This is a genomic window from Bacillus sp. FSL L8-0199 (assembly GCF_038005705.1).
Classification (GTDB): domain Bacteria; phylum Bacillota; class Bacilli; order Bacillales; family Bacillaceae_G; genus Bacillus_A; species Bacillus_A cereus.
Genome location: NZ_JBBOTS010000003.1, coordinates 286,800 through 303,444 on the forward strand (window position 1 = coordinate 286,800; position 16,645 = coordinate 303,444).

Sequence of the window (16,645 nt, forward strand, 5' to 3'; positions counted from 1 at the left end):
GGACATGAAAGGGACGTTAAGAAAAAATAACGGGACATGATGGAGACATTAATAAAAAAGATAGGGACGTAATGGGGACATTCAACTTCTTTCCTTGTTCCCATCGTTTTGCTAGGCTCCGCCTAGCTTCACACCTTAGGTGGGAACAAAAACCCCTTATGCTCTTCTCGCTATTTTTTGATCTTTACCCAGAATAGCAGAAAGGAGAGGGAAAAGTGGAAATTAGAATAAGAGAAGTAGATCCAATTGCCGTAAAGAAAATAGATGAAATGGCAAAGAGAAACGGATTATCCCGGCAAAAATTTTTGAAAGCTCAAATTGAAATGCTGGCATTTTTTCAGCAACAAAATAAAAGGGAAATGGAATTAGAAAATCTCATTGAAAAGAATATCCATATGATGAGTGATTGTTATAGCGCAATGGAGAAAATGAATGAGTTTATTCAAATGATGATGCAGGATGTTGAAAATGAGTAATGCGGTTCCTGTTCAGTCTTCCGTCACACCAGGTGTTGTATTAAAAACGAAATTTGTGTTGCCAAGTTCGGATGCTTTTCAGAACTACATTGATTATGTAGATCGGGAGGAAGCGAAAAGTGAAGTGAAGCTGAATCCGAAAATGTTCGAAACGTATCAAGACTACATGGGTAATTCAGAAAAGACATCAGCACTATTTACGGAACACGCAAATCGTTTAACAGAAAGTGAGAAAAAGTCCTTAAAGGAAATGTTTAAAACCGCTCATGAAAATGGAAGTATCATGTGGCAAGATGTCATTTCTTTTCATAATCCCTGGTTAGAGAAACAAGGAATTTATGATGAGAAAACAAAAACATTGGATGAAAAAAAGTTAATGGATGTAACACGACTTGCGATGAAGGAAATGCAGAAAAGAGAGGGGTTGGAAAAAAGCTCTATTTGGTCGGCAGCCATTCATTTTAATACGGATAATATTCATATTCATGTGGCAACTGTTGAACCATTTCCAACGAGAGAACGTGGTAAAAGAAAACCCAAAACGTTAGATGCGATGAAGGGAAAAGTTGTGAATAATTTGTTAGATCGTAAGCAGGAACAAAAACAAATTAATGATTTGATTCGAAACAATATGGTGGGAAGGAAAAAAGAAGATTCCGTTTTTGATTGGCGTAATCAACATTTGAAACCATTGTTTTTACAAATCTATAAACAGTTACCAAGTGATAAAAGACAGTGGCAATATAGCTACAATACGATTCAACCATTAAAGCCGCAAATTGATGAATTAAGCAGTCGGTATATTCAACATCATCATAAAAAAGATTACGATCAGTTTCTCCAAAAGTTAGATAAAGAAGTGCAAGTTTTTAAAGAAGCTTATGGGGAAGGAAAGTATGATAAGAAGCAATATGAAAATTACAAGACGAATAAAATTAATGACCTATATAAAAGAATGGGTAACGCCTTTTTACAAGAAATGAAGGCATATGATAAAGAACAAAAAAGAATCCATCATATGAAAAAATCAAAGTCATTTCGAAAATTTCAGCAGAATGTATCTATTCAGTATTCTATGAGAAAAGTGGAAGGCGCTTTTAAAAGTGAATATGAAAGTTGGAAAAATCAAAAGTATTATGAGCGTATGCAAAGGGAAAATGCATATGAAAATGAGAGGGGTTAGATCATGGAGAATAAAAAAATACGAATGAAGTTATCGTTGAATGAAAATGTCCATCAATACATTCAAGACTACATGGATGAAAATAATATTACTCATCCTGGTGATGCTATATCGAAAATTTGTATGGAGCATCAAGCATCAAAAAATACAGAATGGTCATTGAATTATATTTCCGAAATTGTATCAAAGAATCTACATGATGTGTTGAAAAGTGAACTAACAAAAATTCGTCTTGGTGCAAATAGTGCGGATAGAAATACGCAAATTTTAATTGAGTTATTAAATGGTTATTTCTTTTTAGAGGGTGTAAATAGTCTTATTACGACTGATAAACAAGAGATGGGAAGTGTGAAGATAGCAAAAGAAGTCGTAGCCGAACGGATTAGTAACGCAAGACAAAAACGTTTAGATCATGAGGCATCAAAGAACAATGTAACGTAAGCTACATTGTTTCTTTTTATAAAAAAACAGGAGGTTATTAGGATGTTATTATTTCATGAAGATATCGCATTAGGAGTCATTAAAGAGGTTGGAGAAGGTGAACTTGTTTTACTTGTAAAAGAGGAAGAACTAACAATCAAAATTACACGAGAACAAGAGGAAGAACTTGCAGTCCATGTCATGAATCAAGAAAATATGTTAGTTCCAGTTAATGTGAAAACTCATGAGCTTTTCTTTGATACAGCTGAGAGATGGAATGAAGAGGAAATGGAGGAATTACAAAAAGCAAGTGAAAGAGTAGGAGAAGATCATGAGTAAAAGTTATAAGAAAAAGTACCAAACGAAATCACCAGAAGAAAAGAAAGAAGCGGTGCAAGCTTTAACAAAAAAGATGGAAAAAAGTGTAGAAGGTTATTTTCGTACACCGGGAGATTTGAAAGAGTATTTAACGTTTATGGCAAAGTTTTATCACTATTCACCATCTAATATTTCATTAATACAGAGTCAATTCCAGGGAGCCAGTGCAGTTGGTTCCTTTTCTTTTTGGAAAGAAAAAGGATTTCCGGTTAAGAAGGGTGAGAAAGGAATCAAAATTCTTGTTCCAAACCGAACTGTAGCAAAATTTAAAGACAAAGATGGGACATGGAAATCCGTTACAAAGGCGAGTGAGCAAGAGAAAAAACAAATTGAATCTAAAAGCGTAGAAGTGATGCCTGGTCGTTTATATTTTGCTGTCGGTCATGTGTTTGACCTGTCTCAAACAAACGCAAAAGCGGAAGATCTACCCCGTATTTTTCCGAATCGTTGGCTAGAAGGGAGTGTTACAGATTACCAGAGTTTGTATAAAGGAATGGAAGCCATTGCGGAAAAAAACGGTGTAAAAATTATTGAGCCGAAGCAAGAACTTGGGGTCGCAAAGGGAGTTAGTTACACCTTAACAAAAGAAGTTGCTTTGAATCCACGAAACAGTGAATTACAAAATGTAAAAACACTTCTTCACGAATTGGCACATGCCAAACTTCATACAGCAGACACACATATGAATTACACAGCACCAGAAAAAGAGTTTCAAGCAGAAATGACAGCTTATGCCGTTTCTTCTTATTTTGGGATTGATACAAGCGAATATTCGTTAGGATATTTAGCGAGTTGGACACAAGGAAAAGAAATGAAAGATAAAACCAAGTTGTTGAAAGAAGTACATGAAACTTCAATTGAATTTATTGAAACAATTGAAAATACGTTAGAAAAGGAAAAAGAAAATACGAATGAAAAGGGAGTAGATAATATGTCAAAACAAGTGTCTGATAACGGGAAAGAGCATATAGTAACAGTTGAAATATTGGATAAGGATATCAAAGACGGTGAGATTGCAAAATTACACATGGTGGATGCAGAAACCAAAGAAGTATATCAAATGGCAATTTATGATCCAGGCGTATTAGACCGTGATGAATTTTATAATGGCGAAAGGGACGTTTCTAATATTGAACATATTTTTAAAGGCGATGTTTATGAAAAAGTAAAAGATACTCTCCTTGATAGAAACGAAAGTCAGTCATTTACTGTACGTGAAGAAGATATACTTATTCCTTTAAGTGAGTTAGAACAAGATGATCGATACGCTATTTTATTTCATACAGAAAAATATGAAGCGGCTAAAATAAAAGAAAATGAAAGACAGAATGAAAATAGAGAACAGAATGAAAGTGAAAAAAATATTTTACTAGTGGAATACATGAGTTTAAGTAATACGACACAAGAGCTTGTTTCTGTTGCAGAGCTAAGGGAACAAGCAGATAGGAACCATGCGTTTGAACCTGTAGAAGGTGCAGAGAAATTGAGTGATAAAGAATTTATTAATGCATTTAACGAGGCGAATCAAGAAAAATATGCAGCACTAAATCAGGACGAAATTAATCGTCCAACTATGTTAGTTCAATGGAGCGACAATGAAGCTTTTAAGAATAATCAACTGATTCCATTCGGAGAAGCAAATGAAAAAATGGCTGAAGTTATTGCAAGTATTGAAAAAGCAAGGGAAGAAGCTAGAGAAAGAGGTGAAACCATCCCTTACGATCAAGCTCGTTATCATATTGCCATTCCAAAAGAAGTTGATAGGGATTTTGGAAGAATGGAGCTTGTGAGTATGGATCGTATGAATATGGGGGATGGGGACTACAAGACACCGTATGAACAAGTATTAAACGAGAAAAGGCATTTATCGGATGAAGTAAAACAAGCGTTACGAGATGAGGTAGTGAATCATAGAAATAACAAAGAAATACCGATGGAAAAAGTACAAGAAAATCCATTAGAAAAATCAAAAGAGACACCCAATCACTTAGTAACAATTGAAGTATTAGCAAACGGTATACACGATGAAGAAGAAGTTGCAAGAATCCACATGATGGATGCTGTTACGAAAGATATTGATTATTTGTCTGTATGGAATCAAGATTCAACAAATCGGGAAGATTTATCTGTTTTCCTCATGGAAAAGAACGGAAAACGGGAAGATTATCCCTTAGATAACATTTTGAAACCAGATTTATATGAAAAGGTTCAAAGTTCTATCTTTGATGGGAGAGGAAATTTGTCATTTGTTGTTTATGAAAAGGATGCAAATATGAGTCTAGATGAATTGGTAAAAGATGAACGATATGGACACTTAGTTGATAAAGCGGAGGCACAAAAAGATTACTCATTTAATGAAAAAGAAGTGGAATTATATAAAGAAATGAAAAAGGAAGGATATGCACCTATTGCTTCTCTAGATCAACATATTCAGCCTTTAAAAGAAAAGGAGCCAACTACATTAGATAAAGATTTAAGCCGAAAATTCGAAGCATACAGACGTTCACAATATGAAGAGACACCAGATAATATTGATAGCATTGTCACTCGTGTAAAAGCTGAAGAGCGATATTATACAACAAAGTATGTTTCGATTGATAATGAGCTAGTAAGCCAGGAACATATAGTGAAATTAGAAAACCAGGTGGATGAGAAACTTGGGAAAGAAGGAATAATGGTGAATCAGTATACAACTTCAAATGAAATGGATTTTGATAAAAAAGTTCAGCCAGTGAATGGGAAAAAAACGAATGATAAAGAAAAAGAAATAGATCCTGGGAATGTAGAGCAGTCGAAGTCTACAAAGAAATCGGGTAGAAAAAAAGAAACAATGGAAATGGAACGATGAAAAATTGTATAGCCGTAATACCAGATTAAATCATTTTTTGTTACTCAATTGAGATAGCGGAGAGTGATTTTTTTATATCTAAAAATGAAAGAGGGTAAAAGGAAAAGCCCTCTTTCTTATTTATAGAACAAAAGGAGAGAATGCCATGAATGTATGGCTGTTTGCGGGCTGTATGTTCCTTGTAGCTGTCTTTTTAAACATGTTGCTATTATTTGGTCACAGATTGATGAAAAAGCGGAGAAATAAGAAATGGAAGCGTAAAACTGAAATTGCAGATTAATAGGAGGTAATACGTATGGGGAAAACATTGTTTATTGCTGAAAAGTCGAAGGTAGCTGTTGAGTTATTAAAATCACCTAGGTTTAGAAACTCACAAAGGTATTCAGGGAGTAAGCCATATTATGGATACTATGAAAATGAAAATTACATTATTAGTTGGTGCCGAGGACATTTATTAGAACTAAAATATCCAGAAGAAATGGATGAGAGATACAAAGAGTTTAAATTTGAGCACTTGCCCATTATTTTAGAGCCGGAGTATAAAGAAAAATCGGATAGTCTTGAACAAATTGAAATATTGGTTAAGTTGTTAAATCGTCCCGATGTAGATCATGTGGCAAACGCCTGTGATGCGGATAAGGAAGGTGAGCTTATCTATCGTGAAATAGTTGAATATGCAGGTGTGAACAAGCGAGAATCACGCCTGTTTATCTCTTCTTATGAAGCCGCAGAACTAGAGGGAGCCTTGAACCGATTGGAACCATTAACGGATTATGATGGACTTGCTCAATCCGCTAAAGCAAGGCAATACCTGGATTATATTTTAGGAATTAATGTTACAAGGGGCAGTACATCAAAACTAGCCAGAAACCAGTTCTTATTGGCTTCTGGTCGTGTTCAAATGTGTATCTTAAATGAAATCAGACAAAGAGAAATTGCTATTCAAAATTACAAAGAACAAACCTATTACAATTTAAAGCTACTAACGGAAAATGGTTTATCACCAGTAATGAAAACAGAAGATCAATTGATAGATCCATCGCCACTACAAAAGCTTGGAGAAAGCTTGAAAGAAACGAATGTAATCGTAACGGAATTTAAAGAAAGTACGAGAAAAAAGAAACCAAAATTATTATATAACTTAACGGATATCTACAAAGATGCTCACGCCAAACTGAAAATAAATGCTGAAACAGCAAAAGAACATATTCAGAGTTTGTATGAAGAAGGCTTTATCACATATCCTCGTTCTTCATCGAGGCATTTACCTACAGAACAAGTGGAACGAGTGAAAGAAGTAATGGCAGCATTAGAAAAAAGCGCCTATGCAAATCTTGTACAACAAGTATCTCCATCTTCTATTACGAAAAAACATTCTACTTTTAATGATGAATTAGTCAGTAGTCACTTTGCCATCATCCCAACAACAAAATTATATGTCGGGACCAACCGAGAACCATTAGAAAAACAGTTATATGACTTAATTGTAAAACGATTTATCGGGAATTTTATGAAACCAGCAATCTACCTGGTAAGAGAAGTACATTTTATAGATCAAGAGGGCAACACATACAGTACAAAAGAAAAAATCCTACAAGAGAAAGGGTTTCTAAGTGTGTTTCAAGAGGATATAGAAGAGGGGTCAGTTGAAGCATTTCAGATACCTATTTTACGAGAAGGAGATTCTTTCAGAATTGTTCAGTATGACTTGATTGAGTCTCGAACAAAGAAACCAGCCTTTCATACGGAAAGTTCTATTTTAACCTTTATGGAGACGGCAGGGCGTAAATTAGATGATGAACATTTGAAAGAACTTATGAAAGGAAAACGGATTGGGACAGTCGCAACGGAAGAAACGTTTATCCCAAAATTGTTAGAGCGAAGCTATATTGATGTTACTAACAGTCAGATTCGAACTACTAATATTGGTCGTGCGTTTATAGATGCTTTTCCGGTAGATGAAATCAAAAATCCAGCTTATACGGCTGAAATGGAAGGGATGATTTACATGATCGAAAAGAATGAAATGAAATATGAGGAATTTGTGGAGAAAACGAATACGTTTGTAAAAGACACAGTGGAACAATTAGGCGCAATGGATGATAAGGTGTCGGATAGCATTATTAATACTTGGAATCAGCAAATTGAGGTGTGCAAATGCCCTTGTAGAAAAGGAAAAATCCTTCATAAAGGCAATTTTTACGGGTGCAGTAATTATCCGGAATGTGAAATCTCCTTACCGAAAAAAATTAAAGAAAAAGCGATTCCGGAAGCGCAAGCGAAAAAGCTGTTTGAAGATAAGAAAACAGATCTTTTAAAAGGATTTAAGTCCAATGAGAAGGAGTTTTCCGCTTATCTCGTGTTACATGAAGGAAAAGTTAAATTTCAGTTCCCAACACAAGAGGAGCTGTCATTTGGTAAATGTCCAAAATGTAAAAAAGGGGATATGCTTCATCGTAAAACATTTTATGGATGCACAGAGCATAAAAATGGATGTGATTTTATGTTACCAGCCAAGATGAAAGGGAAAGCAATCCCTGGTAATCAGATGAAAAAGTTACTTCAGTATAAAACAACGGATTTTATCAACGGCTTTCAAGGAGAAAAGGGAGAATTTACAGCAGCTATCTATATGGAAGCGGACGGAAGTTTGAAATTCCGTTTTCCAACGACTGAAGATCGTACCATTGGTAAATGTCCATTGTGTAAAAGTAGGGTTCTTGTAGGGAAAAGTAACTACCTATGTGAGAAATACAAAAAAGGCTGTGACTTCATTATTTTTGGTACATTCTCTGGTAAAAATTTAAGTAGTAACCATGTGAAAAAGTTATTAGAAAAGAATGTAACGGATCAGATTAAAGGGTTTATCTCAAACAAAAACGGGAAGAAATTTGACGCTCGTTTATCATACAGCGTACAGGAGAAGCGATTAAAATTCTTATTCGGCAAATAAAAATGAAATGTAACAACTATAAGTAGCAAAAGAGGACTAGGAAACGGAATAGTCCTCTTTTTTATTTCATTCTATAGAGTAAAGGGGGGGATTCCGTAATGGCATATGTCAGTGCGGAGGATGCGATGAAAGCAAGAAACGTTGACTTGATTTCATATCTGGAAGCAAAAGGAGAAACGTTTAAGAAAGAAGGTAACTATTATCGTCATACGGAGCATGATAGTCTCATCATTAAAGGGAATCAGTACGCCTGGAATAGCCGAGGGGAAAAAGGATATGGAGCGATTAGCTTTGCCATGATGTACTATGACATGACATTCCCACAAGCTGTGATGGACATTCAGAAGGGGGACTACAAAGAGTTTGATCGTTCAAAAGCTGAAGAGGAGCGCAAAAAGGAGCAGCAGCCTTTTAGTTATCCCAAACACCTGGAAGTAAATAAGCAAACAGAGATAAAAGAATATCTAATTCATGAACGGAAAATAGATCCTCGCTTAGTGAATTGGCTAATTAAAAAGGATCTCATCGCCCAAGATAAGAAAAATAATGTGGTGTTCAAATGGAGGGAAGAAGGAGGCAAAGGGCCAGTCATTGGAATGAACCGACAAGGTACGGTCAAAATGGAGAATAAAAGAGGTAGTTTTAAGCAAATTGTCCCAAATTATGAAAGAATCAATGCCGGTTTTACGGTTGATGTAGGTAAACCGGATAAGATTTATTTTTATGAAGATCCAATCGACATGTTATCTCATTGGAGTATTAAGCAAAATAAGATACAAAACGCTCGTCTGGTTTCTATGCATGGATTGAAGTCAAAAACAGTGATTCAATCTTTAATGGATGCGAAAAAAGAAGGGCACGATATTAAAGAGGTCATAATGGCAGTTGATAATGATAAGGCTGGGAAAGACTTCATTCAAACAATGAAATGCTTTGTAGATCTTAAAGAGGATATTCCAACGAATGAAAAAGATTGGAACGATGTCCGGAAGAAACAAGTGAATGAGCAACAAACAAAAGAAACAGCCCAACCAAAGAAAATGAAACCAATTAAAGAGGTGGAGCGAAGTGTCTAATCTACCAGAAATGCCAAACATATTACAAATTTTGATGTATGGTTTTATCCTTTATGTTCTTTTTCGTATTTGTAAATTTATGTACCGGAAGTTCCAGGAGCGAAGAATATTAAAGCGAATGGCTAAGTCCGGTATTCGTTATATAGATAAAATGGACGGACATCAATTTGAAGTATATCTAAAAGCTCTCTTTCGAGAGTTGGGTTATTCTCCAACAGTCACAAAGCAGTCAAATGATTTTGGAGCAGATCTGGTATTGAAGGGGTCACCATATCAAAAAAAGAAAATTGTACGTTTAGACACAATTTGGACACAAATCAACCGATTCCCTGTACGTTAAGGAATCGGTTATTCAATTTATCATTTTTTTATAGAGTTTTTCTCTCGTAATGGTCTTAGGTTATTAAAGCTTGCTTTTTGTTTTAAATTCCAAACATAATCACCTGTCAACGTAATATGTTCCCATCCAAGTGGAGATATATGTTGTAAATATTCTTCTGGAATGTCCACGCCTTTTGCACGTAATGCATCTACTGCACGTGATATATATACCGTATTCCATAATACGATTGCTAAAATAAGAAGTTCCAAACCGCTTGCTCTATGTAATTGATCCTCATAAGAACGATCACGAATTTCTCCTAATCGATTGAAAAATACAGCTCGAGCAAGTGCGTGTTTTGCTTCACCTTTATTTAAACCAACCTGAACACGTCTTCTAAGCTCAGGACTCTGCAACCATTCTAATGTATATAAAGTTCTTTCAATCCTACCTATCTCACGCAACGTTACGGATAAGCTATTCTGCCTTGGATAGGCTGCAAGCTTTTTAAGAATAAGAGAAGCTGTGACTGTTCCATTACGAACAGAACTAGTTAATCGTAATAAATCATCCCAATTTTCTCTTATTTTCTTTGTATGAATTGTTCCACCAATCATAAATTCGAGATGCGGTTGATTGAAGGGCTTTTCAAACGTATAAATTTTATTTTTGCTAAACGTTTTAATTCTAGGAGCAAATCGAAACCCTAACATATGACACATGGCAAAGACATGATCTACAAATCCTGCCGCATCCGTATAATGTTCTTCGATTTCCAAATCTGTTTCATGATACAATAGGCCATCAATAATATGTGGCGCTTCTTCTGATGAACTAATAACTTGTACATAAAATGGAGCGTATTGATCTGAGATATGGGTATAAAAACTTAATCCTGGATCTCTACCATGCTTTGCATTTACTTGTGCTAACGGACTAGACTGCCCACCAGCTCTAAAGAATTGTCCATCAGAAGATGAAGTTGAACCATCTCCCCAATGAGAAGAGAATGGATATTTATGCTGAAAATCAGTGATTGCTCCAAGCGCTTTGGAGTAATTTTCATCCCTTATATACCAATCCGATATCCAAGCTAATTGTGTATAAGATATATTTGGACATGCATCTGCCATCTTTGAAAGACCAAGATTAATTCCATCAGCCAAAATAGCTGCGAATAATACAGATTTATCCTTTGGCTCAGTTTGGGTATGAAGATGAACAAAATGTTTACTAAAATGGGTCCAGCTATCTACTTCTACCAATAGATCTGTTAATTTAATGCGCGGTAATACACTATAAATAAGTCTAGTTAGATCTTCGACCTCATCCGGAATCATTTTCTTTAAAGATGCAATTTGTATTTTATCTGCATAGATTTCAACATCCGGCAATAATTGCTTTTGAATTAAATGATTTACCTTAGAGAGTTGCTCTTCCATTAACTCAAATCGTTCCTGTAAATACTGATCTATGTTGGTTGGAATTGTTAATGGAACTTGATGTTTCTCCTTTAATTCGTTCCATTTTTCTTGAGGTAAAAGATATTCTTCAAAATCCTTATATTGTCTACTTCCTACAACCCACATGTCCCCAGAACGAAGATGATTACATAATTCTGAAAAGATACCGAACTCATAGTAATGACGATCAATACCATTTTCTTTCATTACATGCTTGAACCATTTCGATTTAAGAAAATCCATCGGAGCTGTTTCTGGGACTTTTCTTTTTCCTGTTTGGTTCATTTCTTTCAACATCTCTAGAGCCTGAAATAAAGTATGGCTGGCTTTAGAGGCTTTAAATACATACGTGCTTAATAATCTAGGTGCAAACTTTCGAAAGTGTCCATAGTGATTATCCAGCAGTTCTAAATAATCAAACTCTGCTGGTCTAGCTAATTCTTCTGCCTGTTCCACTGATTGTACAAATTGTTCCCATGAAATGATGGATTGCAAAGATTCAAATGGGTCTTGTTCTAATTCTTTTGCTTCAATTAAAGCCTTTCCAACTTTCGCGTATAAACGAACCTTTTCATTTATCGCTTTCCCGTCCTTTTGAAAATGTTCCTTATGTTTCTTTTCTCCCCGATTAAACATTCTACCCATTAGTTTCTCAAGCATCTCTATTCCCTGATCTGTTAAAAAAGCATATATGTGAATGAGAAAGGCCATAAGAGTTGCATGTCGTTTGAACTCATGAAACCTAGATAAATGTTGATTGGAATAACGTGATCCTTCACGTGCCATCTGTAGCAATCTATTCTGATGAACTTCTCTGCCGTTCTCTAAAGGTAAATTTAATTTTTGGATAAACTCTATTCGATCCATAATCTTGTGGAAATTTTTTACGGAAACAACACCTGAAGGTTGTCGAAGCCATGATAAATATGAAAACTTATATCCTTTTCCTACACTTAATAACTTGTCTAATTGCTTACATTGAGAAGAAGTAAGATTTCTTGTTAATTGTTTAAAAATCTTTCTATGTGCTCGTTCACGTACAGCCCATGCTACATGTTCAACTGCATATATGGCTGGAAGAATGATTTTTCTTTTCCTCATTTCTGTAATAAGAGCATCTACTAAAAGATGGCCTTGATCTGTTTTCATTGCCATTGGGAGGAGCCAACGTGCTAGCTCTCGATATTCTTTTAAATTAAATGTCCGAAATCCAAATATACTTCTGATTTTACTCAAATGTTCTCGACGAGTTGTATCACGTCCACGTGCATAGTTCTCTATAGCTGAAGGTAAAATCCTTAATTGTTTAGCAATCGTATGTACAATAAAATCTGGTACTTTTTCATTTGCAGATAATGGTCTCCCAGGAAAGCGTAAGTAAGCAATTTGTATGGCAAAACCTAATCGATTGGCAGCACCGCGTTGTTTATTTATAATTTGCATTTCTTCATCAGATATTGTGTAATATCGTAGAATTTCTCTCTCGTCCATATGCTTAGGAACTTCATAAAAGTATTCCCTTTGTTCTACAGTAAGAAGCTCTCTCGTTTTCAACTTCCCATTTCCCTTCGTATAGTTGTAGTATTTATTGTAGGGGCGGTTAAATATTTCAGAAATTAAAATTATTCATATGTAAGTAGATAAAATATATATGATAGAATGTGCCTAGTTAACAATTACATATGCAACTGTCATCGCTCTATGCTAAAGGGCTCCTCTTTCAATTGCATTTCTATTTCGCCCTCCTTAACATGTATTGAGGCTTTTTCATGAAATTATATGCAAACAAAAAGAAAAGCGAGCTCTTTTATCTCGCTTTTCTTATATACAAGGGATTTAATGACAGATTATTTATAGTATACAATAAATAGGAATAACATATAGTCATTTTACTATTTTCTCAATACCGGTTTTGATATTATTACATTATATTTATTATTATACATTTACTATGTGTTTTTTAGACTAAAAGAAATACGTACTGAAATTTTTATTTTAATTAGACTACGTGGTTGTAAGAAAGGATTGTTGGTAGAATGGTATTTACAGATTTAGAACGCCCTTTACAACAGGGATTTCTCACTGATATTCGAGGAATTGTTCGTACGCTTCTTCAAGATATGGACTATGTTGTTGTAGAGGAAGATAAATCTATTATTACGGATGCGTTTGTTGAGCAAGTAATTGTCTATTTAGAAAAAACACGTTTTTTTCAGAAGTGGATAGAAGTGGATTTTTCTACTGTTGAGCTAACGGAGCTATTGCAACAGATGGAACACTCTATGCGTAGAAGAAAGTCTACATTAAGACAGCGGAACTATTTTAACAGTTTACTATATGATTTAAGTCTGCAAGAAGATATTCCAAAGGATTATTTATGTATGAAAAAGAGACTATTGCAATTGGAGCATCTGAAGGAACAGCAGAAAAAGGAAAAACTTCGAACTCCGGTCTCTACGTAAAAAATGAAAGTATTAAAAATTTCTTGGAGGAAAATGGACGCACTTTAGAAATACCAGAGAATATAAAACAGAGTGAAGTAAATGAGTTATTTAGTAAAAAACATCGGAAGCAATGTAAGATACAAAGAGGACATAGGGAGAATTTTGAGGAATAATATAGTTATAAGAATATAGATACTTAAATGAAGTCCTTGCATTTATAAAGCATCGGCGGAACAAATGGAAGATATTAGGGTGCAAAAACCATTCATTTAAAAAAGGGGGAAAGATTATGCAAAAAGCTTTTTATATGAATATTGAGTATTACGAGAGACCTGCAGATATATTGCGGATGCTTGGACATCCTATGCGTTTGATGATCGTTCGAGAATTAATTTCGAAAGGTCCATTAAATGTATCTGAGTTACAGAAGTTACTACGTGTTCCACAATCTACAATGTCACAGCAGTTAATAAAGTTAAAACAGTTTAAGATGGTTTCTTATGAGCGAAAAGGAAATGAGGTTTATTATATAGTGAGTGATGAAAAAGTGATTGAGAGTATGAAGGAAATAGAAGATTTGCAACAGTGTACGTAAGAAGACATGTAAAATCTCTCTATTTCTACAGATTGAGATAAACTTTTTATATTATATATGGTTTTAGAATAATGTAAACGATTACGAGATATGTGGAATATTGTATTTGTAAAAAAGGAGGGCATGCTTATGAAAGCAACAGGTATTGTAAGAAAAGTAGATAATTTGGGACGAATTGTAATACCAAAAGAAACAAGAAAAACTTTACAGGTGGAAACAAGCGATGCTTTAGAATTTTTTGTAGAAGAAGATGCGATTGTTCTACAAAAATATACACCTCATGGTACGTGTCCTATCACAGGAGAAATATCTTCAAGGAATGTAAAACTAATAGGTGGAAAGCTGACACTGAGTCCAGAGGGTGTAAAACAACTGTTAGCTGAACTAGAACAATACAAAGTAACGGTATGAGAAGAATAGGGGGCGAACGCTTTGGAAACGAAATTACAAGCATTTCAAAAGGATAGAGGTAAGAACATACTATTTTCACAGGAACACTTATTACAAGAAGCGTTTCAAAAGAAGAAGGATATCACGTTAATTCTGTTAAAAGGACTACATATAAAAGGAATAATAAGAGGATATGATACTTTTTCTATTTTAATAGAATTTGAAGGGAAACAACAGCTTGTATATAAACATGCCATCTCCACGATTCGATTCTAAAATAAAACAGTAGCATGAAATCCTTGGAAGTCATGCTACTGTTAAAGAAATATTATTTAGCTTTTACAGCTTCTTTTAATGCTTTCCCCGCTTTAAAGGCAGGTGTTTTTCCCGCAGGGATCGTAAGAGCTTCACCAGTATGTGGATTGCGTCCTTCACGGGCAGCACGTTCTCTTACTTCGAATGTGCCGAAGCCAAGTAGCTGTACATGTTCCCCATTTTGTAGTGCATGTTGAATAGATTCTAATACTGCATCTACAGCAAGACTTGCTTGCGGTTTTGTTAGTTCGGATTGTATTGCGACTTGTTTTATTAATTCTGATTTGTTCATAAGGCACCTCTTATTATAAATGTATACTTGTATTATTATAAAGATGTAAATGAAATGGCGCAAGATAGCTTATAAGGTAGATATAGACAGAGCATTGATTGATGAAGTGTTTCTTCTATAAGTAATATTTCGTACTCACACTATATAACAGGGAGTAAAATCCAGATTTACAGGTGTTACAAATTTTAAAGCAGTCCACTTTTGAAGAAATATAAAATATAAACAAAGTAGTCGATATGGTATAAGGAAAATGGTGAAGAATTGAAATATTGCGTAGTATATGAGGATTCCTCTTATTTGACGAATTATCTATAGTTCAAATAATTCACTACGTATGCATTATTTTCTTAAAATAGATAAAACACCTATTTTTTTGAGACAAATTCGAAAAACGGCCGTCCCTATTCCTTTCTAACGAAAGAAAATGAACAGGAGAATACATTTCTATGTGAAAACCGTTAAACGCTACATAGCATTAAATAAAAACATTTGACGTAACATGTATGCAAAATTATATGTGTTTTTAGTTGATGTACACAGGTTGTAATCCACTAAAAACTTATCTTATCAATATTAATAATTGTTTAAAAATCATTTTAACTATATATACGTATATTTTCAGAGAAAGGTTATGAGATACAGATGGACACAATTACTATAGAGGACATCTATCAGGAGATATTAGATGGAAAAAGAAATAGATTCCCACGAAATACTTGGAATTTAGATGAAAACAATGAAATGGCTAAAAGGGTAACAAGGTATTTAGTAACAAAAATTTTAAATTGGAACGAAGAAGAGATAAAACAGAATTGGAATAACGCAGTAATTGCGAAGTATCGATTACGTGGCGTATTGAAGCATAAATATGACAATAGTCCATATGCGATGATTAATGATCTATATCCGAATCAATTTAAAGAATGGGAATTTAGAATGACGCCGTTAAATTTTTGGACGAAAGAAAAGGCCTTACAATTATTAAAATGGATAATTGAAGAAGAGGAGAAATTATCACCCCAAAAACTCTTGCGAATTTATGGGCAAAAATGGTTAAATGAGCGGCGACTAAGTGCACCTTTAAGGGTGATCTGGGATGGAAGTCCGTATGCAATGATTAATGATTTATATCCAAATCGGTTTAAAGAATGGGAATTTACTAAGGCCCCTAATAAATTTTGGACGAAAGAAAAAGCGTTACAAGCACTGAAATGGACGATTGAAGAAAAAGAAAAATTAAATCCGGATCAGTTGAAGAATATATACGAAAATAAATGGCTAACTCAATTAGGATTGAGAGGAGCCTGTCAATTGTATTGGAATGATAGTCCATATGCAATGATTAATGATTTATATCCGAATCAATTTAAAGAATGGGAATTTAAGGTGACACCTAGTGGCTTTTGGACGAGAGAGAAAGCGCTAAATGCATTACAGTGGACAATTGAAGAAAAAGAAAAGCTGACAGATAATCAATTATTTCAGCAATA

At 34.5% G+C, this 16,645-nt stretch carries 15 protein-coding genes and 1 pseudogene; 14 read left to right on the top strand and 2 right to left on the bottom strand.

Annotated features, from left to right (window positions below):
• Positions 1-215 precede the first annotated feature (215 nt).
• The 9 genes from NST86_RS31635 (at position 216) to NST86_RS31675 (ending at position 9,674) form a co-directional block, all read left to right on the top strand.
• Positions 216-476: a hypothetical protein gene (locus tag NST86_RS31635; RefSeq protein ID WP_086424292.1), complete on the top strand. Its 261-nt coding sequence runs from the start codon at positions 216-218 to the stop codon at positions 474-476.
• On the top strand, positions 469-1,659 hold the full coding sequence (gene mobP2, locus NST86_RS31640) for a MobP2 family relaxase (RefSeq protein ID WP_086424293.1): 1,191 nt from the start codon (positions 469-471) through the stop codon (positions 1,657-1,659). Before NST86_RS31635 ends, mobP2 begins: the two co-directional genes overlap by 8 nt.
• Positions 1,660-1,662: 3 nt before the next feature.
• On the top strand, positions 1,663-2,100 hold the full coding sequence (locus NST86_RS31645; protein ID WP_086424294.1) for a hypothetical protein: 438 nt from the start codon (positions 1,663-1,665) through the stop codon (positions 2,098-2,100).
• Between the two features lie 42 nt (positions 2,101-2,142).
• Positions 2,143-2,418, top strand: coding sequence for a hypothetical protein (locus tag NST86_RS31650; RefSeq protein WP_061530243.1), 276 nt, complete (start codon positions 2,143-2,145; stop codon positions 2,416-2,418).
• Entirely contained in the window at positions 2,411-5,305 is a 2,895-nt protein-coding gene (locus NST86_RS31655; RefSeq protein ID WP_340935272.1) for an LPD25 domain-containing protein, read from the top strand. Before NST86_RS31650 ends, NST86_RS31655 begins: the two co-directional genes overlap by 8 nt.
• A gap of 145 nt (positions 5,306-5,450) precedes the next feature.
• Positions 5,451-5,585: a hypothetical protein gene (locus NST86_RS31660; protein WP_254914314.1), complete on the top strand. Its 135-nt coding sequence runs from the start codon at positions 5,451-5,453 to the stop codon at positions 5,583-5,585.
• 15 nt (positions 5,586-5,600) lie between these two features.
• The gene (locus tag NST86_RS31665; RefSeq protein WP_086424296.1) at positions 5,601-8,258 is read left to right on the top strand and encodes a type IA DNA topoisomerase; all 2,658 of its coding nucleotides are present in this window, start codon (positions 5,601-5,603) and stop codon (positions 8,256-8,258) included.
• A gap of 98 nt (positions 8,259-8,356) precedes the next feature.
• Positions 8,357-9,334, top strand: a complete 978-nt coding sequence (locus tag NST86_RS31670; RefSeq protein ID WP_086424297.1) for a DUF3991 and TOPRIM domain-containing protein — start codon at positions 8,357-8,359, stop codon at positions 9,332-9,334.
• Positions 9,327-9,674, top strand: coding sequence for a restriction endonuclease (locus NST86_RS31675; RefSeq protein WP_257208476.1), 348 nt, complete (start codon positions 9,327-9,329; stop codon positions 9,672-9,674). Before NST86_RS31670 ends, NST86_RS31675 begins: the two co-directional genes overlap by 8 nt.
• A 20-nt stretch (positions 9,675-9,694) precedes the next feature.
• Here NST86_RS31675 and NST86_RS31680 read toward each other — a convergent pair whose 3' ends face one another.
• Positions 9,695-12,673: a Tn3 family transposase gene (locus tag NST86_RS31680; protein WP_098832411.1), complete on the bottom strand. Its 2,979-nt coding sequence runs from the start codon at positions 12,671-12,673 to the stop codon at positions 9,695-9,697.
• Positions 12,674-13,155: 482 nt separating this feature from the next.
• Between NST86_RS31680 and NST86_RS31685 the strand changes: the two are divergent.
• The 4 genes and pseudogenes from NST86_RS31685 (at position 13,156) to hfq (ending at position 14,824) form a co-directional block, all read left to right on the top strand.
• A pseudogene (locus NST86_RS31685) lies at positions 13,156-13,736 on the top strand (hypothetical protein).
• A 116-nt stretch (positions 13,737-13,852) separates the two neighbouring features.
• On the top strand, positions 13,853-14,158 hold the full coding sequence (locus NST86_RS31690; protein WP_086424305.1) for an ArsR/SmtB family transcription factor: 306 nt from the start codon (positions 13,853-13,855) through the stop codon (positions 14,156-14,158).
• Positions 14,159-14,287: 129 nt separating this feature from the next.
• A complete protein-coding gene (locus NST86_RS31695) occupies positions 14,288-14,569 on the top strand; it encodes an AbrB/MazE/SpoVT family DNA-binding domain-containing protein (RefSeq protein ID WP_061687925.1) in 282 nt (93 codons plus the stop codon).
• A gap of 21 nt (positions 14,570-14,590) precedes the next feature.
• A complete protein-coding gene (gene hfq / locus NST86_RS31700; protein WP_086424306.1) occupies positions 14,591-14,824 on the top strand; it encodes an RNA chaperone Hfq in 234 nt (77 codons plus the stop codon).
• A gap of 52 nt (positions 14,825-14,876) precedes the next feature.
• Here hfq and NST86_RS31705 read toward each other — a convergent pair whose 3' ends face one another.
• The gene (locus NST86_RS31705; protein WP_001043043.1) at positions 14,877-15,155 is read right to left on the bottom strand and encodes an HU family DNA-binding protein; all 279 of its coding nucleotides are present in this window, start codon (positions 15,153-15,155) and stop codon (positions 14,877-14,879) included.
• A 636-nt stretch (positions 15,156-15,791) separates the two neighbouring features.
• Here NST86_RS31705 and NST86_RS31710 point away from each other — a divergent pair.
• The coding region (locus NST86_RS31710; RefSeq protein ID WP_340935278.1) for a DUF4046 domain-containing protein at positions 15,792-16,645 on the top strand (854 nt) is incomplete at its 3' end.